The organism is Bacillus sp. YKCMOAS1 (genome assembly GCF_030268125.1).
Taxonomy (GTDB): domain Bacteria; phylum Bacillota; class Bacilli; order Bacillales; family Bacillaceae; genus Bacillus; species Bacillus safensis.
Genome location: NZ_BSEI01000007.1, coordinates 24,472 through 47,821 on the forward strand (window position 1 = coordinate 24,472; position 23,350 = coordinate 47,821).

The following is a 23,350-nucleotide window of genomic DNA, read 5'->3' on the forward strand; positions in this document are numbered from 1 at the left end:
GACAACCCCGTTACTTGTTTTTACGACGACGTACAATGAATTTATCAGACTTGTTGGTTTTCTTACGAGTCTTGAATCCAAGAGTCGGTTTACCCCATGGAGACATTGGTGATTTACGTCCGATTGGAGCGCGTCCTTCACCACCACCGTGTGGGTGATCGTTAGGGTTCATTACAGAACCACGAACTGTTGGGCGTACGCCTTTCCAGCGAGAACGTCCAGCTTTACCGATGTTAATTAATTCGTGTTGCTCGTTTCCAACTTGACCGATAGTCGCACGGCAAGCAGAAAGAATCATGCGAACTTCTCCTGAGTTCAAACGTACAAGAACGTATTTACCTTCTTTACCTAGAACTTGAGCAGAAGTACCAGCAGAACGAACTAATTGTCCACCTTTACCTGGTTTTAATTCAATGTTATGCACAACTGTACCAACTGGGATGTTGATAAGTGGAAGAGCATTACCTGGTTTGATGTCAGCTTCTGGTCCAGAAGTAACTTCAGTACCAACTTGGATTCCTTTCGGAGCAAGAATGTAACGTTTCTCACCATCTGCATAGTTTACAAGAGCGATGTTCGCTGAACGGTTTGGATCATACTCGATTGTAGCAACGCGTCCAGGTATACCGTCTTTATCACGCTTAAAGTCGATGATACGGTATTGACGTTTGTGACCGCCACCTTGATGACGAACAGTCAATCTACCTTGGTTGTTACGTCCGCCTTTTTTGTGTAGCGGTGCAAGCAACGATTTTTCTGGTTTGTCAGTCGTGATTTCAGCAAAATCTGAAGTAGTCATGCCACGACGACCATTACTGGTTGGTTTATACTTTTTAATCGCCATTTTGAATTTCCCTCCTTCTTTTTAAGATTTACGCTTCAAAAATTTCGATTTCTTTGCTGTCAGCAGTTAATTTCACGATCGCTTTTCTGCGACGGCTAGTCATACCAGTGTAGCGTCCAACGCGTTTTGATTTTCCTTTGTAGTTTTGAACGTTGACTTTCTCAACTTTCACTCCAAAGATTTCTTCAACAGCGTCTTTCACTTCTGTTTTGTTAGCTCTGACATCAACTTCGAACGTGTACTTCTTCTCTGTCATTAGATCAGCAGAACGTTCAGTAATGATAGGGCGCTTTAGAACATCACGAGGATCTTTCATTATGCAAGTCCCTCCTCTACTTTTTCAACCGCTGCTTTAGTGATCAGAAGTTTGTCGTGGTTGACAACGTCAAGAACGTTGATACCGTTAGCTTCAACAACTGTTACTCCAGGGATGTTACGAGCAGATAAAGCAACTGTTTCGTTTGCATCCGCAGTGACGATCAACGCTTTCTTCTCAACAGATAATCCTTTAAGGATGCCTGCGAATTCTTTCGTTTTCACTGCATCAAGAGTCAGATCTTCAAGAACGATGATGTTGTTGTCGATTACTTTAGAAGACAATACTGACTTGATAGCCAAGCGGCGAACTTTTTTAGGTAATTTATAAGAATAGCTGCGTGGTGTTGGACCGAATACGATACCGCCTCCGCGCCATTGTGGTGAACGGATAGAACCTTGACGAGCACGACCTGTACCCTTCTGTCTCCAAGGCTTACGACCTCCGCCACGTACTTCAGAACGAGTTTTTACTTTGTGAGTTCCTTGACGTAAGGAAGCTCTTTGCATAAGAATAGCATCGAATACTACGCTTTCGTTTGGCTCAATTCCAAACACAGAAGCGTTTAATTCGATTTCACCGTTAGTAGAACCGTTTTGGTTAAATAATGCTACTTTTGGCATGACTTGTTTCCTCCTTTCCTAAGAGAGTTATTTAGATTTAACTGCACTCTTTACAGTTACTAGAGATTTTTTAGCTCCTGGTACGTTTCCTTTGATCAATAGAAGATTGCGTTCTGCATCAACTTTAACGATCTCAAGGTTTTGGACAGTGATTTGCTCTCCGCCCATACGACCTGGAAGAAGTTTACCTTTGAATACACGGTTTGGATCAACAGGTCCCATTGAACCAGGACGACGGTGGTAACGTGAACCGTGAGTCATTGGTCCGCGTGATTGTCCGTGGCGTTTGATAGCCCCTTGGAATCCTTTACCTTTTGATGTTCCTGTTACATCTACGATATCTCCATTTGCGAAAATATCAACTTTGACTTCCTGACCAACTTCATACGCATCTAACTCCGCACCGCGTAATTCTTTTACGAAGCGCTTAGGAGCAGTTTCCGCTTTAGCAACGTGGCCTTTCTCTGGTTTGTTAGAAAGCTTTTCACGTTTGTCATCAAAACCGATTTGGATTGCTTCATAGCCATCCGTGTCAACAGTCTTCTTTTGAAGAACAACGTTAGCAGCAGCCTCAACAACAGTTACAGGGATAAGATCACCGTTTTCTGCGAATACTTGCGTCATACCAATTTTTCTACCTAAGATTCCTTTGGTCATTAGTCACACCTCCTATAATATGTGTTTTCTATTTGAATTAAAGTTTGATTTCGATATCTACACCAGATGGTAAATCTAAACGCATAAGTGCATCAACTGTTTGTGGAGTTGGATTCACGATGTCGATTAGACGTTTGTGAGTACGCATCTCGAATTGCTCACGAGAATCTTTGTACTTATGCACCGCACGAAGGATTGTGTAAACTGATTTTTCAGTTGGAAGCGGGATTGGACCAGATACACTAGCACCAGAACGCTTAGCCGTTTCAACAATCTTCTCAGCAGATTGATCAAGAATTCTATGATCATATGCTTTTAAACGAATACGAATTTTTTGTTTTGCCATTATTTTCCCTCCTTTTCGCCTACTTACGTTAGACAGTTCTCCGTGAGAAAAACCTGATCACCTCGCCATGGCAAAGCGGCCGGGTGTGTCAGCAACCTCTCACTTCATCGCAGTCAAAGACCAACATGCACTATTGTACCAAATTGGCCTGCGTGTTGCAATAATAAATCGGATAAATTTATGATTTGCACACTTTTCATATTATACAGGGATTCAGCCTATAAATCAAGCTTTCCCTGAAGATGATGTATAGCAGTCTTTCTGATGATACGTATGAATTCATCTGGCTCCTCGATGTGCGGGGAATGGGCAGAGTCTTTAAAGGTAAACCATTCTTTAATGGGTGCTTTTAATTGATCAACATATGGTTTTGATACAGCAGCTGGGGTAATCATGTCGTGATCACCAATGAGAAAGTAGCACGGTATTAATATAGTAGAAACTCGGTATTGAATACTCTCATTCATTAACTGATCCCATAGCTTGTCTTGACTAAATTTCTGCCCTTTCACGAACTTCCATTTATCTTTCAGCCGATATTGCTTACTAAAAAGAAACCCTTTTAGCATTTGAAAAACCGGCTTCCATCTATGTGTGAGACCTACGCTTGCAAACTCTTTATATAGAGAGAACAAGGCATGAGCTGATGTCCGTTTCCATGGAGGCGGCGTCAGTAATCGCAGACAGCTAGTAAACAGCCGATTGCGATGGTATTTCTTCATAAGAAGCTCGTACGAAACGATATCTTCCTTAAACACATCTACTACCTGACTAATCCCATAATAAGCATGATAAAGATCTGGACGCTTATGTACTGCTTGTATGGCAATTAACGATCCCCACGAGTATCCTGCGATATACAATTTTGAGTGACCTAGATGTGATAGGAGCTTCTCAGTCAGTTCAATCGTGTCTTCTATAAATTGCTGAATGGTCATCGATGCATCCGGAAGATTCTCTTGATAGGAAAGTCCTGCGCCTCGCTGATCCCAATGGACAACTGTAAAGTCCTGATCAAGTTCCTCGTGAAAGGAATCAATATAACTGATTTGAGCTGAGCCGGGCCCACCGTGTAAAAATAAGAGTACGGGCTTTTTTTCACTCATCTCATCTTCTTTCATCATAATCCATTGGTCAATCCCGCCGATCAACCACTTTTTTAAATATGTCTTTGCCATTCCAGCGATCCTCTCGGTTCCATTTAGATTCTATAGCTTATAGTAGCCGTTCTGATCTGGAAAAGCAAAAAAAAGAGACCCTTTTGCAAGGAGTCTCTTTTGTATGTTTAATTACTTAATGATAGTTGAAACGACGCCAGAACCTACAGTACGTCCACCCTCACGGATAGAGAAACGAGTTCCTTCTTCGATAGCGATAGTAGAGATAAGTTCAACTTCCATCTCAGTGTTATCGCCTGGCATTACCATTTCAGTACCTTCTGGAAGATGTACGATACCAGTTACGTCAGTTGTACGGAAGTAGAACTGCGGACGGTAGTTAGCGAAGAATGGAGTATGACGTCCACCCTCTTCTTTAGAAAGTACATAAACTTCAGCTTTGAAACGGCTATGCGGAGTGATTGTACCTGGTTTAGCAAGTACTTGACCACGTTGGATATCTTCACGAGATACACCACGAAGTAGTGCACCGATGTTGTCACCAGCTTCAGCATAGTCAAGAAGTTTACGGAACATTTCAACACCTGTAACAGTTGTTTTACCGTTTTCTTCTTGAAGACCGATGATTTCAACTTCGTCACCGACTTTAACTTGTCCACGCTCAACACGACCAGTAGCAACTGTTCCACGACCAGTGATTGAGAATACGTCCTCAACTGGCATCATGAATGGCTTCTCAGTGTCACGCTCTGGAGTTGGGATGTACTCATCAACCGCATCCATAAGTTCAAAGATTTTTGCTTCGTAATCAGCATCTCCTTCAAGAGCTTTAAGAGCAGAACCTTTGATAACTGGTACATCGTCACCAGGGAAGTCATAGTCAGAAAGAAGGTCACGAACTTCCATTTCAACAAGTTCAAGTAACTCTTCATCGTCAACCATGTCACATTTGTTAAGGAATACTACGATGTATGGTACACCTACGTTACGAGAAAGTAGGATGTGCTCACGTGTTTGTGGCATTGGACCGTCAGCAGCAGATACTACTAAGATCGCGCCGTCCATTTGAGCAGCACCAGTGATCATGTTTTTAACATAGTCAGCGTGTCCTGGGCAGTCTACGTGTGCATAGTGACGAGATTCAGTTTCATACTCAACGTGTGCAGTTGAGATTGTGATTCCACGCTCGCGCTCTTCTGGAGCACCATCGATTTGGTCATAAGCCATAGCTGTACCTTTACCAGATTTCTTATGAAGAACTGTTGAGATAGCAGCAGTTAGAGTTGTTTTACCATGGTCAACGTGTCCAATTGTACCAATGTTAGCATGCGATTTGGAACGGTCGAATTTTTCTTTAGCCATTCTAAAAATCCTCCTTAAAGGTTCATTGTATTTGGTATAGAGTGATAGAAAGTGAAGAGTTACCTCTCACTTTCTGATCTTCAATAGTAGTTATACTTTAGTTTAAAGGCAAAATCAATTATTCACCTTTATTTTTTTTGATGATTTCTTCACTGATGCTCTTAGGCACTTCTTCGTAGTGATCCATGTGCATAGTGAATGTACCGCGTCCTTGTGTGTTAGAACGGAGTGCAGTTGCATATCCGAACATTTCAGAAAGTGGAACCATAGCGCGAACAACTTGAGCGTTACCGCGAGCTTCCATACCTTCTACACGTCCACGACGAGATGTGATATCACCCATGATGTCTCCCATGTATTCTTCAGGGATAACAACTTCCACTTTCATCATTGGCTCAAGTAGAACTGGGTTACATTTGCTGACAGCATTTTTCAATGCCATAGATGCAGCAATTTTGAACGCCATTTCGTTCGAGTCAACATCGTGGTAAGATCCATCAAATAATTTTGCTTTGATGTCGATTAATGGGAATCCAGCTAATACACCATTTTCAAGTGAATCTTCAAGACCTGCTTGAATTGCTGGGATGTATTCACGTGGAACAACCCCACCGACGATTGCATTTTCAAATTCAAAGCCTGCGCCTTCTTCGTTTGGTTCGAATTCGATCCAAACGTGTCCGAACTGACCGCGTCCACCAGACTGACGTACGAATTTACCTTCAACTTTTGCACCAGAACGGAATGTTTCACGGTACGCAACTTGAGGAGCACCTACGTTAGCTTCAACCTTGAACTCACGCTTCATACGGTCAACAATGATATCAAGGTGAAGCTCACCCATACCAGAGATGATCGTTTGACCAGTTTCAGGGTTTGTTTGTGTACGGAATGTTGGATCCTCTTCAGCTAGTTTAGCTAAAGCGATACCCATTTTATCTTGGTCAGCCTTTGATTTAGGCTCGATAGCTACATCGATAACTGGTTCTGGGAATTCCATAGACTCAAGGATAACAAGATCTTTCTCGTCACAAAGAGTGTCACCAGTAGATGTATCTTTAAGACCTACAGCTGCTGCGATATCCCCTGCGTATACAGTAGAGATTTCTTCACGGCTGTTTGCGTGCATTTGAAGGATACGTCCAACACGTTCACGCTTGTTCTTAGAAGAGTTCTTCACGTATGAACCAGAATCAAGTGTTCCGGAATATACGCGGAAGAAAGTTAGTTTTCCAACATAAGGGTCAGTCATAACTTTAAATGCAAGAGCTGCGAATGGTGCGTCATCAGTAGACTCACGAACAACCTCTTCATTTGAATCTGGCAGGATACCTTTGATTGCAGCAACATCAGTTGGTGCAGGAAGGTAGTCAAGCACAGCGTCAAGTACAAGCTGAACACCTTTGTTTTTGAAAGCAGATCCAACAAGAACTGGGTAGAATTCAACATTCAACGTTCCTTTACGGATTGCAGCTTTCAATTCAGGAATTGTAATTTCTTCACCCTCAAGGTATTTTTCCATAAGCTCTTCATCAAGCTCAGCGACAGCTTCAATTAGGCTGCTGCGAAGCTCTTCAGCTTTGTCTTTATACTCAGCAGGGATTTCTTTAGCATCAGAGCGAGTTCCAAGGTCATCTTCGTAGAAGTATGCTACGTTTTCTACAAGGTCGATGATTCCTTCGAATTGATCTTCAGCGCCGATCGGCAATTGAATTGCATGAGCGTTCGCTTGAAGACGATCTCTTAATGTGCTTACAGAGTATAGGAAGTCCGCACCGGTTTTATCCATTTTGTTAACGAATACGATACGAGGTACTCCGTAAGTTGTTGCTTGGCGCCAAACTGTTTCAGTTTGTGGCTCTACACCTGATTGTGCATCAAGGACAGCAACCGCACCATCAAGTACACGTAAAGAACGTTCAACTTCAACAGTGAAGTCTACGTGTCCTGGTGTATCGATGATGTTTACACGGTAACCTTTCCATTGTGCTGTAGTAGCAGCAGAAGTGATTGTAATACCACGTTCTTGCTCCTGCTCCATCCAGTCCATTTGTGAAGCTCCTTCGTGAGTTTCACCAATTTTATGGATACGACCAGTGTAGTACAAGATACGCTCAGTCGTTGTCGTTTTACCGGCATCGATGTGAGCCATGATACCAATATTACGAGTTTTGTCTAAGGAGAACTCTCTTGCCATTGGGTAATTTCTCCTTCCTCATTAGGGAATAGTTTTTTTAGTTTGGTATAAATCCTACCAGCGGTAGTGAGCGAATGCTTTGTTCGCTTCTGCCATTTTGTGTGTGTCTTCACGTTTCTTAACAGCAGCACCAGTGTTGTTAGCTGCGTCAAGGATTTCGTTAGCAAGACGCTCTTCCATCGTTTTTTCTCCACGAAGACGAGCATAGTTTACTAACCAGCGAAGACCTAAAGTAGTACGACGGTCTGGGCGAACTTCTACAGGAACTTGGTAGTTAGCTCCACCTACACGACGTGCTTTAACTTCAAGAACTGGCATGATGTTTTTCAAGGCTTGTTCGAAAACCTCCATCGCTTCATTACCAGTACGTTCTTTGATGATATCAAATGACTTGTAGAGGATTGTTTGTGACTTTCCTCTTTTACCGTCGATCATCATTTTGTTGATCAAACGAGATACAAGTTTAGAATTGTAAATTGGATCTGGCAATACGTCTCTTTTTGCTACAGGACCTTTACGTGGCATCTGAATAGCCTCCCTTCTCTTTTAAAAGGATTTCTATCTGTCTCTCATCTCAATATCATTGTCAGTTACCTGACTCCACTGATCTGATATCAACTTCTAAAAACCCTTATGTTTGTTTGTATTATTTGCTTTGTTTAGGGCGTTTTGTTCCGTATTTAGAACGTCCTTGCATACGACCGTCAACTCCGGCAGTATCAAGCGCACCACGAACGATGTGGTAACGTACACCCGGTAAGTCTTTTACACGTCCGCCACGGATAAGTACTACACTGTGCTCTTGTAGGTTATGTCCGATACCAGGAATGTAAGCTGTTACCTCAATCAGGTTAGACAAACGTACACGAGCATATTTACGTAGTGCTGAGTTTGGTTTTTTCGGTGTCATTGTACCGACACGAGTACAAACCCCGCGCTTCTGTGGAGATGTTACGTTAGTGTGCTCTTTTTTGAAACTGTTGTATCCTTTGTTAAGTGCAGGTGACTTTGAGTTTTCAACTTTACTCACGCGTCCTTTGCGTATTAGCTGATTAATTGTAGGCATGTTGTTATTCCTCCCTTCATTACTTTTTTTATAACCCACATACCCAGGTGGTTCATCAAAAGGCAAAAAACAATGCTTTTGCATTTTATACATGCAAAAACAAAACAAGTACGCTATAACATAATGGCAACAGCTGCTGCCCCAACTTCAATTCCGCAGGCCTTGCCGAGCTTTTTCATGGAATCTACCACTAAAATGTCTACACCCTTCTCTTGCGCTAGTTTCAATACACTAGCAGTTAAAGCAGGATCAGCATCTTTCGCTACGACGACTTCCTTTACTGAATCTCGTTTCAGAGCTTTTACTGTTTGCTTCGTACCAATAATAATGGATTGAGCCTGTGATACTTTATCATAAGACATCGAATATCCTCCAAAGTAACAGGTTTTATTTTGAGCACCTTGGTTATATTATCATCATGGCAGAAGGATGTCAATATCGTATAACAGATTATCTTGACATCCTTCACCATTTTTTGATGATTTTATAGGAATCTCACGAGAAAGATTACTCTACAGGAACCATGTCGTCAGACGGCTGCACTTGCGAAACCGGCTTAACTTTACGGTAGTTTGGCATTCCCGTTCCAGCAGGAACAAGTTTACCAATGATAACATTCTCTTTCAAGCCAAGCAGTTCATCACGTTTTCCTTTGATCGCCGCATCTGTTAGGACACGAGTCGTTTCTTGGAAGGATGCCGCAGACAAGAATGAGTCTGTTTCAAGCGAAGCTTTTGTAATACCAAGAAGAACTGGACGGCCTGTTGCAGGACGTTTGCCTTCGAATAGTACTTTTTTGTTTGCTTCAGTGAATTGATGTACATCAAGAAGTGTGCCTGGTAATACGTCTGTATCCCCTGCATCAGCAACACGCACTTTACGAAGCATTTGGCGAACCATTACCTCTACGTGCTTATCTCCGATTTCTACCCCTTGCATACGGTATACTTTTTGTACTTCATGAAGCAGATATTCTTGAACAGCTGTCATGTCAGTCACTTTAAGAAGTTCTTTCGGATCGATTGAACCTTCTGTAAGCACTTGACCACGAGTGACTTTGTCACCTTCAACAACTTTTAGACGTGCATTGTAAGGAGCTGTGTAAGAGCGAGTTTCAACTTCGCCTTGAACCACAATTTCCTGCTGCTTGTCACGAACATCGTTAATTTCAGCAACGACACCATCAATTTCAGAAATTGTCGCTTGCCCTTTCGGATTACGCGCTTCAAACAGCTCTTGGATACGAGGTAAACCTTGAGTGATATCGTCTCCTGCTACCCCACCGGTGTGGAACGTACGCATTGTAAGCTGTGTTCCTGGTTCACCGATTGATTGTGCAGCGATGATTCCAACTGCTTCACCGACTTCAACGTCAGTACCAGTTGCAAGGTTACGGCCATAGCATCGTTTACATACACCATGAGGCGTGTTACATGTAAATGCAGAACGGATCCATACTTCCTCAATTCCTGCTTCAACTACTTCAAGTGCTTTATCTTCATCAATTAGTTCGTTTTCGGCTACAATGACTTCGCCTGTTTCAGGATGAACAATTGGTTTTCTTGCAAAACGTCCGATTAGACGTTCTTCAAGTTTCTCAATAATTTCATTTCCTTCTTTAATGGACTTCGCCAAGATTCCACGGTCTGTACCGCAATCTGTTTCACGGATGATGACATCCTGTGCAACGTCAACGAGACGACGCGTGAGGTAACCTGAGTCAGCCGTTTTAAGGGCTGTATCGGCAAGACCTTTACGCGCTCCGTGAGTGGAAATAAAGTATTCCAATACAGTTAAACCTTCACGGAAACTAGATTTAATCGGAAGTTCAATGATACGTCCAGCCGGGTTGGCCATCAGACCACGCATACCAGCCAGCTGAGTGAAGTTAGATGCGTTACCACGCGCTCCAGAGTCACTCATCATGTAGATTGGGTTGACTTCATCAAGGGACTTCATCAGTTTACCTTGGATGACATCTTTAGAAGAACTCCAGATTGAAATAACTCTCTCATAACGCTCTTCTTCAGTAATCAAACCACGTCTGAATTGCTTCATGACGTTATCTACTTTTGCTTGTGCTTCTTCAAGAATTTGCTGCTTATCATCTAATACGACGATATCAGACACACCAACCGTAATACCGGCTTTAGTAGAGTATCTGAAACCAAGATTTTTCATGCGGTCAAGCATTTTAGATGTCTCAGTGATATGGAATCTCTTAAAGATTTCTGCAATGATTTTACCTAAAATACCTTTTTTGAACGGTGCATTGATTTCTTGTTTCTCGATCGCAGCTTTTACATCCTCACCTTTTTCAAGGAAGAAACGATCAGGCGTTTTTTCTTCAATATTGCTCTTTGTCGGCTCATTCATGTATGGGAATGATTCCGGTAAGATTTCGTTAAAGATCAGTTTTCCAACTGTTGTAATCAACAATTTAGAACGCTGTTCATCAGTGAATGTCACATTCTTCAACGAGCTAGCTGCAACAGCTACACGTGTATGAAGATGCACATAACCATTTTGATAAGCAAGAAGGGCTTCGTCAGTATCTTTGAAGACCATACCTTCTCCGATAGCACCTTTGCGCTCAAGTGTAAGGTAGTAGTTACCAAGCACCATATCCTGAGATGGCGTAACAACTGGTTTTCCATCTTTCGGGTTCAAAATGTTTTGAGCAGCAAGCATTAAGATACGAGCTTCAGCTTGAGCTTCAGCAGATAATGGTACGTGAACCGCCATTTGGTCACCGTCAAAGTCAGCGTTGTAGGCTGTACATACAAGTGGATGCAGACGAATTGCGCGTCCTTCCACAAGTGTAGGTTCAAACGCTTGAATACCAAGTCTGTGAAGAGTCGGTGCGCGGTTTAGTAAGACTGGATGCTCACGAATAACTGATTCTAAAACATCCCATACTTCTGGCTGCACGCGCTCAATTTTACGCTTCGCACTCTTGATGTTGTGAGCTAATCCTTTTTCAACAAGCTCCTTCATCACGAATGGTTTGAATAATTCAAGAGCCATTTCTTTCGGAAGTCCACACTGATACATTTTCAAATGTGGTCCTACGACGATAACGGAACGTCCAGAATAGTCAACACGTTTACCAAGCAAGTTTTGACGGAAACGTCCTTGTTTCCCTTTCAGCATGTGAGAAAGAGATTTCAATGGTCTATTTCCTGGTCCTGTTACTGGTCGGCCTCTACGTCCATTATCAATCAAGGCATCGACAGCTTCTTGAAGCATACGCTTCTCGTTCTGAACGATGATGCTTGGCGCGCCAAGATCTAATAAACGCTTCAGACGATTGTTACGGTTGATGACACGACGATAAAGGTCGTTCAAGTCAGAAGTAGCAAAACGTCCACCATCAAGCTGAACCATTGGACGTAATTCTGGCGGAATCACCGGAAGTACATCAAGAATCATCCAAGATGGTTTGTTTCCTGAGTTACGGAAGGCTTCTAATACTTCAAGGCGTTTGATCGCACGTGTACGACGCTGTCCTTGAGCAGTTTTCAGCTCTTCTTTCAGTGTATCTACTTCTTTTACAAGATCGATATCTTGAAGAAGTTTGTTGATTGCTTCTGCACCCATAGCTGCTTGGAATGTATTACCGTATTTATCTAAATAAGCACGGAATTCTTTCTCAGAAAGAAGTTGTTTCTTCTCCAGCGGTGTGTTGCCCGGATCTGTCACGACGTAAGAAGCGAAGTAGATCACTTCTTCTAACGCACGTGGTGACATATCAAGAACAAGACCCATACGGCTTGGGATACCTTTGAAATACCAAATGTGGGAAACTGGGGCAGCCAGTTCGATATGCCCCATTCTCTCACGACGGACTTTTGCCCGTGTTACTTCTACACCACAACGGTCACATACAACACCCTTATACCGAACGCGTTTATACTTCCCACAATGACATTCCCAGTCTTTTTGTGGTCCGAAGATACGTTCACAAAAGAGACCATCTTTTTCAGGTTTCAGTGTACGATAGTTAATCGTTTCAGGCTTTTTCACTTCACCAAAAGACCAAGAACGGATTTTATCAGGTGATGCGAGACCGATGTTCATATACTCAAAATTGTTCACATCTAGCAAGGGGCCTACCTCCCTTTTAATCTTCGGGTTATACCCTAGTCACTTGCTCTAATCGTTTCTGCTATTCTTTTGTGACTGCGTCACGTTCAAGATCGACAGGTGCGAGGTCTGCAGCATCTTCGTCATTAGATAACGCTAATCCGTCTGCTTTCTTCGTTTCCTCATCGTCTTCTAAATCTCTCATTTCTATCTCTTCTTCATCGCCAGATAGGATTTTCACATCCATACCTAAACTTTGAAGTTCTTTGATTAACACTTTGAATGATTCAGGGACACCTGGTTCAGGTACGTTATCCCCTTTGACGATGGCTTCGTATGTTTTCACACGACCCACAACGTCATCCGATTTAACTGTTAAGATCTCTTGAAGTGTATATGCTGCACCGTAAGCTTCAAGTGCCCATACTTCCATCTCTCCGAAACGCTGACCACCAAACTGTGCTTTACCGCCAAGTGGCTGCTGCGTAACAAGTGAGTATGGTCCAGTTGAACGAGCGTGAAGTTTATCGTCAACCATGTGAGCCAGTTTGATCATGTACATGATTCCGACAGATACACGGTTGTCGAATGGTTCACCAGTTCGACCGTCATAAAGGACTGTTTTCGCATCACGGGACATACCTGCTTCTTCAAGCGTTTCCCAAACATCTTCCTCGCGCGCACCATCAAATACTGGTGACGCAATGTGGATGCCAAGGTAACGTGCAGCCATACCCATATGAAGCTCAAGTACCTGACCGATGTTCATACGAGATGGTACCCCTAGTGGGTTCAACATGATATCGATCGGTGTTCCGTCTGGAAGATACGGCATATCTTCTTCTGGAAGGATTTTAGAGATAACCCCTTTGTTACCATGTCGGCCGGCCATTTTGTCACCTTCAGAAATCTTACGCTTCTGAACGATGTATACGCGGACTAACTGGTTTACACCTGGAGGTAATTCATCTCCATCTTCACGGTTAAAGACTTTTACATCGTGGATAATTCCGCCGCCGCCGTGTGGAACACGTAGAGACGTATCACGCACTTCACGAGCCTTTTCACCGAAGATTGCATGTAATAAACGTTCTTCAGCTGTTAGTTCTGTTACACCTTTAGGCGTTACTTTCCCTACAAGAAGATCTCCGTCTTTTACTTCTGCACCAATACGGATGATTCCGCGCTCGTCAAGGTTGCGTAAAGCATCTTCCCCAACGTTTGGAATATCACGAGTGATTTCTTCTGGTCCAAGCTTTGTATCACGAGCTTCTGATTCATATTCTTCAATATGAATAGACGTGTAGACGTCATCTTTTACAAGGCGCTCACTCATGATGATCGCATCCTCGTAGTTGTAACCGTCCCAAGTCATGAATCCGACCATAACGTTACGTCCTAGAGCCAATTCACCTTTTTCCATAGAAGGTCCGTCTGCAAGAATTTCTCCTTTAACGACTTCATCTCCAACACTTACGATAGGACGCTGGTTGTAGCAAGTCCCTTGGTTAGAGCGGACAAATTTCAGCAAGCTGTATTTGTCTAGGTTTCCTTTGACTTGTTGTCCGTCAACGTCTTCATAACGGCGAACCCAAATATTTTTTGCTTCTACGCGTTCTACAACACCTGGGTAGCGGCAGATGACAGCAGCACCAGAGTCTTTACCTGATACGTACTCCATACCTGTACCAACAATCGGTGATTCTGGCTGCATCAAAGGCACAGCCTGACGCTGCATGTTCGCTCCCATTAGAGCACGGTTAGAGTCATCGTTTTCTAAGAATGGGATACATGCTGTCGCTGCAGAAACAACCTGCTTTGGCGAAACGTCCATGTAGTCAACGCGGTTTCGAGGAACAACTGTGTTTTCCCCTCTGAAACGAGCAATGATATTATCATCAATAAACGAACCATCTTCACCTAATATAGCGTTCGCTTGTGCTACTACGTAGTTATCCTCTTCATCAGCAGTTAAGTAATCGATTCTCGGTGTCACTTTACCAGTTTCAGGATCAACCCGGCGGTAAGGTGTTTCGATAAATCCGAAGCGATTCACTTTTGCGAATGAAGATAGAGAGTTGATCAAACCAATGTTTGGACCCTCTGGTGTTTCAATCGGACACATACGACCATAGTGAGAGTAGTGAACGTCACGAACTTCCATTCCTGCACGCTCACGTGTCAAACCACCCGGTCCAAGCGCTGACAGACGACGTTTGTGCGTCAATTCAGCAAGCGGGTTTGTTTGATCCATGAACTGAGATAGCTGAGAACTACCAAAGAACTCTTTGATAGAAGCGATCACAGGACGAATGTTGATCAGCTGCTGAGGTGTGATTGTGTTTGTGTCTTGAATTGACATTCTTTCACGAACAACACGCTCCATTCTGCTTAAACCAATACGGAATTGGTTTTGCAGAAGTTCACCTACAGAACGCAGACGACGGTTACCAAGGTGGTCGATATCATCTGTGTCACCTACACCATGAAGAAGGTTGAAGAAGTAACTGATTGATGCAATGATGTCAGAAGGCGTGATGTTTTTCACAGCTTCCTCTACATATGCATTTCCAATCACGTTAATCACTTGCTCGCCTTCTTGATCAGACGGTGCATAAATCTTAATAGATTGAAGTTCTACTTCATCTTCTACTACGCCACCATTAGGATATAGCTTTCTAAATCCGATGCCGTTTTCTAAGTATGGAAGAACTTTATCAAGAACTCTTCTGTCTAAAATTTGACCTTTTTCTGCTAGAATTTCACCTGTTTCAGGGTCAACTAACGTTTCAGCCAATTTTTGATTGAACAGTCTATTTTTAATATGAAGCTTCTTATTAATCTTGTAGCGTCCAACATTTGCTAGGTCATATCTCTTCGGATCGAAGAAGCGAGAGTCTAGCAAGCTTTTCGCATTTTCAACAGTTGGCGGCTCTCCAGGGCGGAGGCGCTCGTAGATTTCGAGAAGTGCTTTATCCGCATTCTCTGTATTGTCTTTTTCCAGCGTGTTGCGTAAGTATTCATTCTCGCCAATGAGGTCAAGAATCTCTTGATCAGAGCTGAAGCCGAGAGCACGCAAAAGAACCGTAACCGGCAACTTACGTGTGCGATCGATGCGTACATAGACTACATCCTTCGCATCAGTTTCGTATTCTAACCATGCGCCACGGTTTGGAATGACAGTCGCAGTAAAACCTTTTTTACCGTTTTTGTCTACTTTACCACTGAAATATACACTTGGAGAACGCACTAACTGAGAAACGATTACACGTTCCGCACCATTAATGATAAAAGTACCTGTGTCTGTCATGATTGGGAAATCACCCATGAACACATCTTGGTCTTTTACTTCTCCAGTTTCTTTGTTAATTAAACGAACTTTTACTCTTAGTGGAGCAGAGTAAGTTACATCACGTTCTTTTGATTCTGCTACAGGATACTTAGGATCCCCTAGGCTGTAATCAATGAATTCAAGAGAAAGGTTACCAGTAAAATCCTCAATTGGGGATATATCTTGAAACATCTCTCTAAGACCCTCATCAAGAAACCACTGATAAGAAGAGGTTTGAATTTCAATGAGATTTGGTAATTCTAACACTTCGCTTATGCGTGCGTAGCTTCTGCGCTGGCGGTGTCGTCCATACTGAACTAGTTGACCTGTCAACTGATTCACCCCTCAAATCATGCGTATTATATGTGTAAAAAGTATTTCTGTCTTTCAAATGTCAGTAAAGAAATACTTTTACAAGACAAAAGAAAAAAGGGTTTCTAAAATAAGAAAACCACATCCAAAAACAAATACCGATTTTATTAGTTTTCCCAAGTATGCATAATTTATACAAAATAGTTGTTTTTTAAGCCTATCAAGCAAAATATACACATTGGCATTTTATAATGTTAACACAGCTAGGAAACTGCGTCAAACTTTTTTAGCTTTGATTATATAGTAGCCCTTTTTTTTCAATACAACCTCGACTTCTCCAAAGAGCTGCTCTAATTTTTCAATCGCAGATGGTCCACCTTGCTTTTTCTGAATAACCACCCACAACTCACCTTCCGGCAATAAATGATCAGCACTTTTTTCAAAGATCGCATGTACAACTTTCTTCCCTGCCCGTATTGGGGGATTGGTCAGTATAGAGGCAAAAGCAGCTGAGGAATGAACATTCGAGAACAAATCACTTTGATAGATGCGAACATTATCAATGCGATTATGTTTAGCGTTTTCCTTTGAAAGTTCGACTGCTCTTTCGTTCACATCAATCATATGAATGGTACGGCTAGTCATTTCGTTTGCTAACGATAAGCCGATCGGTCCATAACCGCAACCGACATCTAAGACATCGCCATCCAAGTCAGGTTCTTCGAAAGCTTCAATTAAAAGCCTTGAACCAAAGTCGACTTCTTTCTTAGAAAACACTCCACTGTCACTTGTAAAAGTAAAGGTACGGTTTCTCAAGGTGAAGTCCCATGTCTGTTTATTGCTTTTCACTGATGGCTTTTCCGTATAATAGTGGTCACTCATGGTGAATGGACCTCCTCTGGATTCAATCGTTTCAGGAGATTAGAAAAGAAAAAGCCCGCCAGTAAAAGCGAGCTTTCCCAAAAGATTAGGCGAAGATTACTTAACTTCTACAGAAGCGCCAACTTCTTCAAGCTTAGCTTTAAGTTCTTCAGCTTCTTCTTTAGCAATACCTTCTTTAAGTGGTTTTGGAGTGTTGTCAACAAGTTCTTTAGCTTCTTTCAAGCCAAGACCAGTGATTTCACGAACCACTTTGATAACTTTGATTTTTTGGTCTCCAGCACCAGCAAGTACTAGATCAAAATCAGTTTTTTCTTCAGCAGCAGCACCGCCACCAGCAGCTACAGCTACAGGAGCAGCAGCAGTTACGCCAAATTCTTCTTCGATTGCTTTTACTAAGTCGTTTAACTCAAGTACAGTTGCTTCTTTAACTGAAGCAATGATTTCTTCGATATTTAAAGCCATTTGTAATTCCTCCATTTTAAGTTTTTTTACGTAAACGTAAAGTAGGCATTAAGCGCCTTGTTCTTCTTTTTGTTCTGCAACTGCTTTAGTAGCAAGAGCAAGGTTACGAACTGGAGCTTGAAGAACGCTAAGCAACATAGAAAGTAAGCCTTCGCGAGACGGAAGTTCCGCAAGAGCCTTCACTTCTTCTACAGTCGCTACGTTTCCTTCGATGACACCAGCTTTGATTTCTAAAGCTTCGTGGCTTTTCGCAAATTCGTTGATGATTTTCGCAGGTGCGATAACATCTTCGTTACTGAATGCGATAGCGTTTGGACCTGTTAAGAAATCGTTTAAACCCGTTAGTTCAACTTGTTCAACTGCACGGCGAGTCAAAGTGTTTTTGTAAACTTTGAATTCTACGCCAGCTTCACGAAGCTGTTTACGAAGTTCAGTCACTTCAGAAACTGAAAGACCGCGGTAATCTACAATGACAGTAGACATACTATCTTTAAATTTAGAAGTAATTTCATCAACGACAACTTTTTTAGTATCGATTGCATTGCTCATGGTTACACCTCCTGTACATTCTTTGTGTAACACTTATACCGATCAGGCCATCACGTTCCTAACGAACGGTTCTCCATATAAAAAGCCTCCATTAAGACATGGAGGCTGTATATACAAGCATACGTTAACGTAAGACTGTGACATATACACCTCGGCGGGTTAATTAAGCCATAAGGCCCCTGCTGTCTACGGTATAAATGGACATTATTCTATTTTACAACATTTTGATATTATCAAAATGGTTGTCATAAGTCAAGAATTATTTTGCAGAGAAAGAAGATGGATCCACTTTCACGCCAGGGCCCATAGTAGATGTAACAGAAACGTTTTTCACGTATACACCTTTAGCCGCTGCAGGTTTTGCTTTAAGGATTGTGTCATAGATTGTTGCAAAGTTCTCAACAAGCTTTTCGTCCTCGAAAGAAACCTTTCCGATTGGCGCGTGGATGTTACCAGCTTTATCAACGCGGTATTCTACTTTACCAGCTTTGATTTCATTGATTGCTTTTTCAACTTCGAACGTTACAGTTCCTGTTTTAGGGTTTGGCATAAGACCTTTTGGTCCAAGTACACGACCGATCTTACCAACTTCACCCATCATGTCAGGTGTCGCAACGATTACATCGAAATCGAACCAACCTTGTTGGATTTTAGTGATGTAATCAGAATCTCCAACGTAGTCTGCTCCAGCAGCTTCTGCTTCTTTTGCTTTTTCGCCTTTAGCGAACACAAGAACGCGTTGAGTTTTACCAGTTCCGTTAGGAAGTACAACTGCACCGCGGATTTGTTGATCGTTTTTACGAGGGTCTACGCCCAAACGAAAAGCAACTTCTACAGTCGCATCAAATTTCGCTGTATTTGCTTTTTTTGTAAGAGAAACAGCTTCAGCTACATCATACGCTTTAGTACGTTCGATCAGCTTAGCAGCTTCTACATACTTTTTACCTTTTTTAGCCATTATAAAAATCCTCCTTATGTGGTTTTAGCGGAATAACCTCCCACGAATAAGGGTTGCGAACTTGTCAAAACCAAACTCGCAACCCAACAAGACAAAAAATTAATCTTCGATGACAATACCCATACTGCGTGCAGTACCTTCAACCATGCGCATAGCTGATTCAACGCTAGCAGCGTTTAAGTCAGGCATTTTTGTTTCCGCGATTTCGCGTACTTTATCACGCTTAACAGTTGCCACTTTATTACGGTTAGGTTCACCAGAACCAGACTCAATACCAGCTGCTTTTTTAAGTAAAACTGCAGCAGGTGGAGTTTTAGTAATAAATGTAAATGAACGGTCTTCAAAAACCGAAATTTCAACAGGAATGATAAGACCAGCTTGGTCAGCTGTACGAGCGTTAAACTCCTTACAGAATCCCATGATATTAACACCGGCTTGACCTAGTGCAGGTCCAACTGGTGGAGCTGGGTTAGCTTTTCCAGCAGGAATTTGCAATTTAACAACTTTAACTACTTTTTTAGCCACGAGACACACCTCCTTAAAGTCCGTGATGTGGTAATAGGGGAATCCCCCTCCCACTCAACAACTTCATTCTTTATATGAATGACGAAATAACTAGCTAGCGATCTTGAGTGAACTCAAGACGTACCTTTGCTATATTACCACTTCTATACACTCATTTCAAGCTCTTTTGAATTACAATTTATCGATCTGCGTGAACTCAAGTTCAACAGGTGTTTCTCTACCAAACATATTAACGAATACTTTGACTTTGCTTTTATCGTAATCAATTTCTTCAATAGAGCCAGTGAAGTTAGCAAACGGTCCATCGATGACCTTAACTGTTTCTTTGAGCTCAAAGTCGATTTCTGTTTTGCGTTCTTCAAGACCCATTCTCTTCAGAATGGTTTCAGCTTCGCCTGGCAGCAGCGCAGTCGGCTTTGAGCCTGATCCAGCTGATCCAACGAATCCAGTGACACCCGGTGTATTCCGAACAACATACCAAGAGTCGTCAGTCATCACGATTTCCACTAGGACATAGCCAGGGAATACTTTCTTTTTGACGACTTTTTTCTTACCATTTTTAATATCTGTTTCTTCTTCTTCTGGTACGACGACGCGGAAGATTTTATCCTGCATGCCCATTGATTCAACACGCTTTTCCAAGTTCGCTTTTACTTTGTTTTCATAGCCAGAGTACGTATGCACAACATACCAATTCTTTTCCATTTTCGTTCAGGACTATTTAGTCCTTCCCTCCCCACATTTCATAATGTCTATTTGACGAATCTCGAGTACCGGTAAATATTTTCAAGCAATTGAAAAAACCCGTAAAACGGGTTTTTTGGCAAGTCATATTATGATCTATTATAGCACGTTCAGCAGACCATTATTCAAGTATTAATGAATTAATTCGATTAATTGTGAGATTCCTATATCAAGAAAAGAGAAAAAGATGGCAAAGAATACGACTGTTAAAATAACAGTGATTGTGTAGCGGACCATTTCGTTCTTCTTTGGCCAGCTGACCTTTTTCATTTCTTTTCCGACACTTTTTAAGAAACTGATAATACGCATGTAAAAGACCTCCACAGAATAAAGAACGCAAATCTTACTTCGTTTCTAAATGTGTTTTATGTGAATTACAAGTCTTGCAATATTTCTTAACTTCTAATCTTTCAGCTGCTGAAGCAACACTTTTCATTGTCGTATAATTGCGGCTTCCGCAGTCTTTACAGGCTAGAGTAATCTTTTTCCTCATATTTACACCTATTTTCTCGACATCATTTCATTAGTACCTTATCACAGTGTCGAAAAAGCTGTCAATATAGGTTTGATTAGAGACTAATCTCGCGAAGCTCTAAATATTTCTCTAATTTTCTCTTTACTCTTTGGAGTGCGTTATCAATTGATTTCACATGACGGTTTAAATCTTCAGAAATCTCTTGATAGGATCTGCCATCAAGATAAAGCACAAGTACCTTTCTTTCCAGCTCGCTAAGCAGTTCACCCATCTTCATTTCGATATCATCAAATTCTTCTTTGCTAATGATTAAGTCTTCTGGGTTAAGCGCTTTAGCACCGGAAATGACATCCAATAATGTTCTGTCCGATTCTTCATCGTAGATCGGCTTGTCTAATGATACATAGGAATTTAACGGGATATGTTTTTGGCGAGTAGCTGTTTTAATTGCGGTGATAATTTGGCGGGTAATACATAATTCTGCAAAAGCCTTAAATGAAGTAAGCTTGTCCTCTCTGAAATCGCGGATAGACTTATAAAGTCCGATCATTCCCTCTTGGACAATGTCCTCTCGATCCGCTCCTATCAAGAAATAAGATCTTGCTTTCGCACGTACAAAATTGCGGTATTTCGTTATTAAATAATCTAGCGCATCACTATCTCCGACATGAACCCTTTCAATGACTTGTTCATCTTCCAACTGGCAAAATTGCTCTCTGATGGACTTACCCTTGCTGTTGTTTAGATTCACTTCGATCCCCCCGACCGCACCTAGATAGAAATATTATACATTAATGGTTGAAATATCGTCAAGCTATTCCAGATTCCCGCGCCGCCATTTTTCAAACGTTTTCAATACATCTTCTGACAATTCAATCTTAGATGCTGGTTTATCAGAAGTAATCTTTTTGACTCTCGTTTCAATCTTTCGTTCTATCACTTCAATCTCTCTTAAAAGCTCACGAGCCGACTTCCGAAGAGCTCCTTGTCCAAAAATAGCCCATTGTTCCGTAAAATCTGAGGTTGCCACATGAATTTGCGTCCGAATATTATTCAAATCCTGCGCCAGCTTTTCAATCCGCTCATCCGCCGTTTCATTCTCTCTCGTAAAGATGACCTCTACTCGGTGATTGGTCCGCTTCTTTTCAATTCCTTTGACCATATGGGCATCGAATACGACAATGACTCGATACCCTGTGTATGCTTGATATTCTGCTAAATGTTGAATCAGCACGTCTCTGGCTTCTTCAAAGCTGTTTTCCTTTAAGTGCTGCAGCTGAGGCCATGCACCTATCATGTTGTATCCATCGACTAAGAGGATATCCATCTCTATTCTCCTAACGGATAACGTTTTCGATACACTTCATACATCAATAGACCAGCGGCAACTGATGCATTTAAAGAAGTAACCTTCCCGGCCATAGGCAGTTTAATTAGAAAATCACACTTTTCCTTAATCAATCGGCCAATTCCTTTACCTTCACTGCCAATCACAAGAGCCAGCGGCATTGTACCATCAAATTGTCTGTAATCCTGTTTAGCAGACGCATCTGTTCCCGCAACCCAGATTCCTCTTTCTTTCATTTCATCAAGGGCTCTTGAAAGATTGGTCACTTTTGCAACAGGAATATGCTCAATTGCTCCAGTGGATGCCTTAGCAACTGTTGTTGTTAGACCGACCGCTCTCCTTTTTGGAATGACAATCCCGTGTGCCCCTACAGCATCTGCCGTACGCATAATCGATCCTAAATTATGCGGATCTTCAATTTCATCTAAAATCAGAAAGAATGGCTGCTCATTCCGCTTTTCAGCGATTTGATAAAGATCGTCCAATTCTGCATATTCATATGCTGCTACCTGTGCAACGATTCCCTGGTGCTGACCTGTAACCATTTGATCAAGCTTTTTCCTCGGAACATACTGAATGGTGATATTTTGCTTTTTAGCGAGTTCAATGACCTGCTGGGCTTGTCCTTTTACAGTGTTTTCTGCCATCCAGAGCTTATATAACTCCCGATCTGACTTCAGTGTCTCAATCACTGCATTTTTCCCAATGACATAATCATGTTGCTGACTCATTTGTCTTCCTCCCTGACGTTCCGATTTCAATCGCCTGACCAATCAGCTCTTCTAAGCGTTCGTCCTGCTTTTCGATAAATAAATAACCCATGAGCGCTTCAAACGCTGTACTATAACGATACGTTTGAACGTCCGTGTTTTTAGGCACTGTGCCTGATTTTGCGTTTCTTCCTCTTTTCAGCACCGCTTCTTCTGCTTCAGTGAAAAAGCCTTGCTGCTGGAGCGTAAATAAAATAGCAGCCTGTGATTTAGCTGAAACAATTTTGCTTGCTCGTTTGTGCAGCTCATTTGGTTTTGTCGCCCCCGTTTGGAGGAGGTGATGCCTCACATATACTTCAAAAATGGCATCACCCATATAAGCTAGCGCAAGTCCGTTCAGCTGTTTACCGTCTTTCAGCTTTTCAAAATTCAACATTGC

25 protein-coding genes and 1 other annotated feature are annotated in these 23,350 nt (G+C 42.0%); all 25 genes read right to left on the reverse strand.

All coding sequences use genetic code 11. The features are described 5' to 3' along the window. Window positions 1–10: 10 nt before the first annotated feature. On the reverse strand, window positions 11–844 hold the full coding sequence (rplB, locus tag QSJ46_RS18215) for a 50S ribosomal protein L2 (RefSeq protein ID WP_024425599.1): 834 nt from the start codon (window positions 842–844) through the stop codon (window positions 11–13). A gap of 28 nt (window positions 845–872) precedes the next feature. Continuing rightward, on the reverse strand, window positions 873–1,160 hold the full coding sequence (gene rplW / locus QSJ46_RS18220; RefSeq protein WP_003217016.1) for a 50S ribosomal protein L23: 288 nt from the start codon (window positions 1,158–1,160) through the stop codon (window positions 873–875). Beyond that, a complete protein-coding gene (rplD, locus tag QSJ46_RS18225) occupies window positions 1,160–1,783 on the reverse strand; it encodes a 50S ribosomal protein L4 (RefSeq protein ID WP_007496312.1) in 624 nt (207 codons plus the stop codon). Before rplD ends, rplW begins: the two co-directional genes overlap by 1 nt. 27 nt (window positions 1,784–1,810) lie before the next feature. Beyond that, window positions 1,811–2,440, reverse strand: coding sequence for a 50S ribosomal protein L3 (gene rplC / locus QSJ46_RS18230; RefSeq protein ID WP_024425597.1), 630 nt, complete (start codon window positions 2,438–2,440; stop codon window positions 1,811–1,813). A gap of 37 nt (window positions 2,441–2,477) precedes the next feature. After that, a complete protein-coding gene (gene rpsJ / locus QSJ46_RS18235) occupies window positions 2,478–2,786 on the reverse strand; it encodes a 30S ribosomal protein S10 (protein ID WP_003156464.1) in 309 nt (102 codons plus the stop codon). Window positions 2,787–3,004: 218 nt separating this feature from the next. Next, on the reverse strand, window positions 3,005–3,964 hold the full coding sequence (locus QSJ46_RS18240; RefSeq protein ID WP_269773810.1) for an alpha/beta fold hydrolase: 960 nt from the start codon (window positions 3,962–3,964) through the stop codon (window positions 3,005–3,007). Between the two features lie 111 nt (window positions 3,965–4,075). Next, complete coding sequence (tuf, locus tag QSJ46_RS18245) at window positions 4,076–5,266, reverse strand: elongation factor Tu (RefSeq protein WP_047203802.1); 1,191 nt, start codon at window positions 5,264–5,266, stop codon at window positions 4,076–4,078. A gap of 118 nt (window positions 5,267–5,384) precedes the next feature. Continuing rightward, window positions 5,385–7,463 (reverse strand): elongation factor G, encoded by a 2,079-nt coding sequence (gene fusA / locus QSJ46_RS18250; protein WP_039175978.1) that lies wholly within the window; start codon window positions 7,461–7,463, stop codon window positions 5,385–5,387. Window positions 7,464–7,517: 54 nt separating this feature from the next. Next, window positions 7,518–7,988 carry a 30S ribosomal protein S7 gene (rpsG, locus tag QSJ46_RS18255; RefSeq protein WP_003216884.1) on the reverse strand — a complete coding sequence of 157 codons (471 nt, stop codon included), beginning with the start codon at window positions 7,986–7,988 and terminating at the stop codon, window positions 7,518–7,520. A 121-nt stretch (window positions 7,989–8,109) separates the two neighbouring features. Further along, window positions 8,110–8,529 (reverse strand): 30S ribosomal protein S12, encoded by a 420-nt coding sequence (gene rpsL / locus QSJ46_RS18260; protein WP_003216962.1) that lies wholly within the window; start codon window positions 8,527–8,529, stop codon window positions 8,110–8,112. Between the two features lie 113 nt (window positions 8,530–8,642). Then, window positions 8,643–8,891: a 50S ribosomal protein L7ae-like protein gene (locus QSJ46_RS18265; RefSeq protein WP_024425593.1), complete on the reverse strand. Its 249-nt coding sequence runs from the start codon at window positions 8,889–8,891 to the stop codon at window positions 8,643–8,645. 145 nt (window positions 8,892–9,036) lie between these two features. Next, window positions 9,037–12,636, reverse strand: a complete 3,600-nt coding sequence (rpoC, locus tag QSJ46_RS18270) for a DNA-directed RNA polymerase subunit beta' (RefSeq protein ID WP_039175975.1) — start codon at window positions 12,634–12,636, stop codon at window positions 9,037–9,039. A gap of 61 nt (window positions 12,637–12,697) precedes the next feature. Next, window positions 12,698–16,279 (reverse strand): DNA-directed RNA polymerase subunit beta, encoded by a 3,582-nt coding sequence (gene rpoB, locus QSJ46_RS18275; RefSeq protein WP_003217223.1) that lies wholly within the window; start codon window positions 16,277–16,279, stop codon window positions 12,698–12,700. 255 nt (window positions 16,280–16,534) lie between these two features. Then, window positions 16,535–17,140, reverse strand: a complete 606-nt coding sequence (locus QSJ46_RS18280; RefSeq protein ID WP_024425591.1) for a class I SAM-dependent methyltransferase — start codon at window positions 17,138–17,140, stop codon at window positions 16,535–16,537. Between the two features lie 96 nt (window positions 17,141–17,236). Further along, window positions 17,237–17,602, reverse strand: coding sequence for a 50S ribosomal protein L7/L12 (gene rplL, locus QSJ46_RS18285; protein ID WP_008345418.1), 366 nt, complete (start codon window positions 17,600–17,602; stop codon window positions 17,237–17,239). Between the two features lie 48 nt (window positions 17,603–17,650). Further along, window positions 17,651–18,151 carry a 50S ribosomal protein L10 gene (gene rplJ, locus QSJ46_RS18290; protein WP_041084739.1) on the reverse strand — a complete coding sequence of 167 codons (501 nt, stop codon included), beginning with the start codon at window positions 18,149–18,151 and terminating at the stop codon, window positions 17,651–17,653. Between the two features lie 69 nt (window positions 18,152–18,220). Further along, window positions 18,221–18,361 (reverse strand) — a sequence feature (ribosomal protein L10 leader region). A gap of 49 nt (window positions 18,362–18,410) precedes the next feature. Further along, complete coding sequence (gene rplA / locus QSJ46_RS18295; protein ID WP_003217271.1) at window positions 18,411–19,109, reverse strand: 50S ribosomal protein L1; 699 nt, start codon at window positions 19,107–19,109, stop codon at window positions 18,411–18,413. A gap of 99 nt (window positions 19,110–19,208) precedes the next feature. Beyond that, on the reverse strand, window positions 19,209–19,634 hold the full coding sequence (gene rplK, locus QSJ46_RS18300; protein WP_003216956.1) for a 50S ribosomal protein L11: 426 nt from the start codon (window positions 19,632–19,634) through the stop codon (window positions 19,209–19,211). Between the two features lie 171 nt (window positions 19,635–19,805). Further along, window positions 19,806–20,339 (reverse strand): transcription termination/antitermination protein NusG, encoded by a 534-nt coding sequence (nusG, locus tag QSJ46_RS18305; RefSeq protein ID WP_003217197.1) that lies wholly within the window; start codon window positions 20,337–20,339, stop codon window positions 19,806–19,808. 171 nt (window positions 20,340–20,510) lie between these two features. Next, complete coding sequence (secE, locus tag QSJ46_RS18310; protein ID WP_008345422.1) at window positions 20,511–20,687, reverse strand: preprotein translocase subunit SecE; 177 nt, start codon at window positions 20,685–20,687, stop codon at window positions 20,511–20,513. Window positions 20,688–20,721: 34 nt separating this feature from the next. After that, window positions 20,722–20,871 carry a 50S ribosomal protein L33 gene (rpmG, locus tag QSJ46_RS18315; protein ID WP_008356502.1) on the reverse strand — a complete coding sequence of 50 codons (150 nt, stop codon included), beginning with the start codon at window positions 20,869–20,871 and terminating at the stop codon, window positions 20,722–20,724. A gap of 76 nt (window positions 20,872–20,947) precedes the next feature. Next, a complete protein-coding gene (gene sigH, locus QSJ46_RS18320) occupies window positions 20,948–21,604 on the reverse strand; it encodes an RNA polymerase sporulation sigma factor SigH (protein ID WP_008345424.1) in 657 nt (218 codons plus the stop codon). Window positions 21,605–21,667: 63 nt separating this feature from the next. Beyond that, window positions 21,668–22,180 carry a ribosome-dependent mRNA decay endonuclease Rae1/YacP gene (rae1, locus tag QSJ46_RS18325; protein ID WP_024425589.1) on the reverse strand — a complete coding sequence of 171 codons (513 nt, stop codon included), beginning with the start codon at window positions 22,178–22,180 and terminating at the stop codon, window positions 21,668–21,670. 2 nt (window positions 22,181–22,182) lie between these two features. Next, the gene (gene rlmB / locus QSJ46_RS18330; RefSeq protein ID WP_024425588.1) at window positions 22,183–22,932 is read right to left on the reverse strand and encodes a 23S rRNA (guanosine(2251)-2'-O)-methyltransferase RlmB; all 750 of its coding nucleotides are present in this window, start codon (window positions 22,930–22,932) and stop codon (window positions 22,183–22,185) included. Further along, window positions 22,916–23,347, reverse strand: a complete 432-nt coding sequence (locus tag QSJ46_RS18335; RefSeq protein WP_024425587.1) for a Mini-ribonuclease 3 — start codon at window positions 23,345–23,347, stop codon at window positions 22,916–22,918. Before QSJ46_RS18335 ends, rlmB begins: the two co-directional genes overlap by 17 nt. Window positions 23,348–23,350: the final 3 nt, after the last annotated feature.

Excerpts from the sequence above, each read along its gene's own strand:
- QSJ46_RS18240 (WP_269773810.1), bottom strand. The coding sequence starts at position 3,964 with ATGGCAAAGACATATTTAAAAAAGTGGTTGATCGGCGGGATTGACCAA.
- rplW (WP_003217016.1), bottom strand. The coding sequence starts at position 1,160 with ATGAAAGATCCTCGTGATGTTCTAAAGCGCCCTATCATTACTGAACGT.
- QSJ46_RS18265 (WP_024425593.1), bottom strand. The coding sequence starts at position 8,891 with ATGTCTTATGATAAAGTATCACAGGCTCAATCCATTATTATTGGTACG.
- rpmG (WP_008356502.1), bottom strand. The coding sequence starts at position 20,871 with ATGAGGAAAAAGATTACTCTAGCCTGTAAAGACTGCGGAAGCCGCAAT.
- QSJ46_RS18280 (WP_024425591.1), bottom strand. The coding sequence starts at position 17,140 with ATGAGTGACCACTATTATACGGAAAAGCCATCAGTGAAAAGCAATAAA.
- rpsL (WP_003216962.1), bottom strand. The coding sequence starts at position 8,529 with ATGCCTACAATTAATCAGCTAATACGCAAAGGACGCGTGAGTAAAGTT.
- tuf (WP_047203802.1), bottom strand. The coding sequence starts at position 5,266 with ATGGCTAAAGAAAAATTCGACCGTTCCAAATCGCATGCTAACATTGGT.
- rlmB (WP_024425588.1), bottom strand. The coding sequence starts at position 22,932 with ATGAGTCAGCAACATGATTATGTCATTGGGAAAAATGCAGTGATTGAG.
- nusG (WP_003217197.1), bottom strand. The coding sequence starts at position 20,339 with ATGGAAAAGAATTGGTATGTTGTGCATACGTACTCTGGCTATGAAAAC.
- rplB (WP_024425599.1), bottom strand. The coding sequence starts at position 844 with ATGGCGATTAAAAAGTATAAACCAACCAGTAATGGTCGTCGTGGCATG.
- rplD (WP_007496312.1), bottom strand. The coding sequence starts at position 1,783 with ATGCCAAAAGTAGCATTATTTAACCAAAACGGTTCTACTAACGGTGAA.
- rplJ (WP_041084739.1), bottom strand. The coding sequence starts at position 18,151 with ATGAGCAATGCAATCGATACTAAAAAAGTTGTCGTTGATGAAATTACT.
- fusA (WP_039175978.1), bottom strand. The coding sequence starts at position 7,463 with ATGGCAAGAGAGTTCTCCTTAGACAAAACTCGTAATATTGGTATCATG.
- rplL (WP_008345418.1), bottom strand. The coding sequence starts at position 17,602 with ATGGCTTTAAATATCGAAGAAATCATTGCTTCAGTTAAAGAAGCAACT.
- rpsG (WP_003216884.1), bottom strand. The coding sequence starts at position 7,988 with ATGCCACGTAAAGGTCCTGTAGCAAAAAGAGACGTATTGCCAGATCCA.
- secE (WP_008345422.1), bottom strand. The coding sequence starts at position 20,687 with ATGCGTATTATCAGTTTCTTAAAAAGTGTCGGAAAAGAAATGAAAAAG.
- rplC (WP_024425597.1), bottom strand. The coding sequence starts at position 2,440 with ATGACCAAAGGAATCTTAGGTAGAAAAATTGGTATGACGCAAGTATTC.
- rpsJ (WP_003156464.1), bottom strand. The coding sequence starts at position 2,786 with ATGGCAAAACAAAAAATTCGTATTCGTTTAAAAGCATATGATCATAGA.
- QSJ46_RS18335 (WP_024425587.1), bottom strand. The coding sequence starts at position 23,347 with ATGTTGAATTTTGAAAAGCTGAAAGACGGTAAACAGCTGAACGGACTT.
- rae1 (WP_024425589.1), bottom strand. The coding sequence starts at position 22,180 with ATGGATATCCTCTTAGTCGATGGATACAACATGATAGGTGCATGGCCT.
- rplA (WP_003217271.1), bottom strand. The coding sequence starts at position 19,109 with ATGGCTAAAAAAGGTAAAAAGTATGTAGAAGCTGCTAAGCTGATCGAA.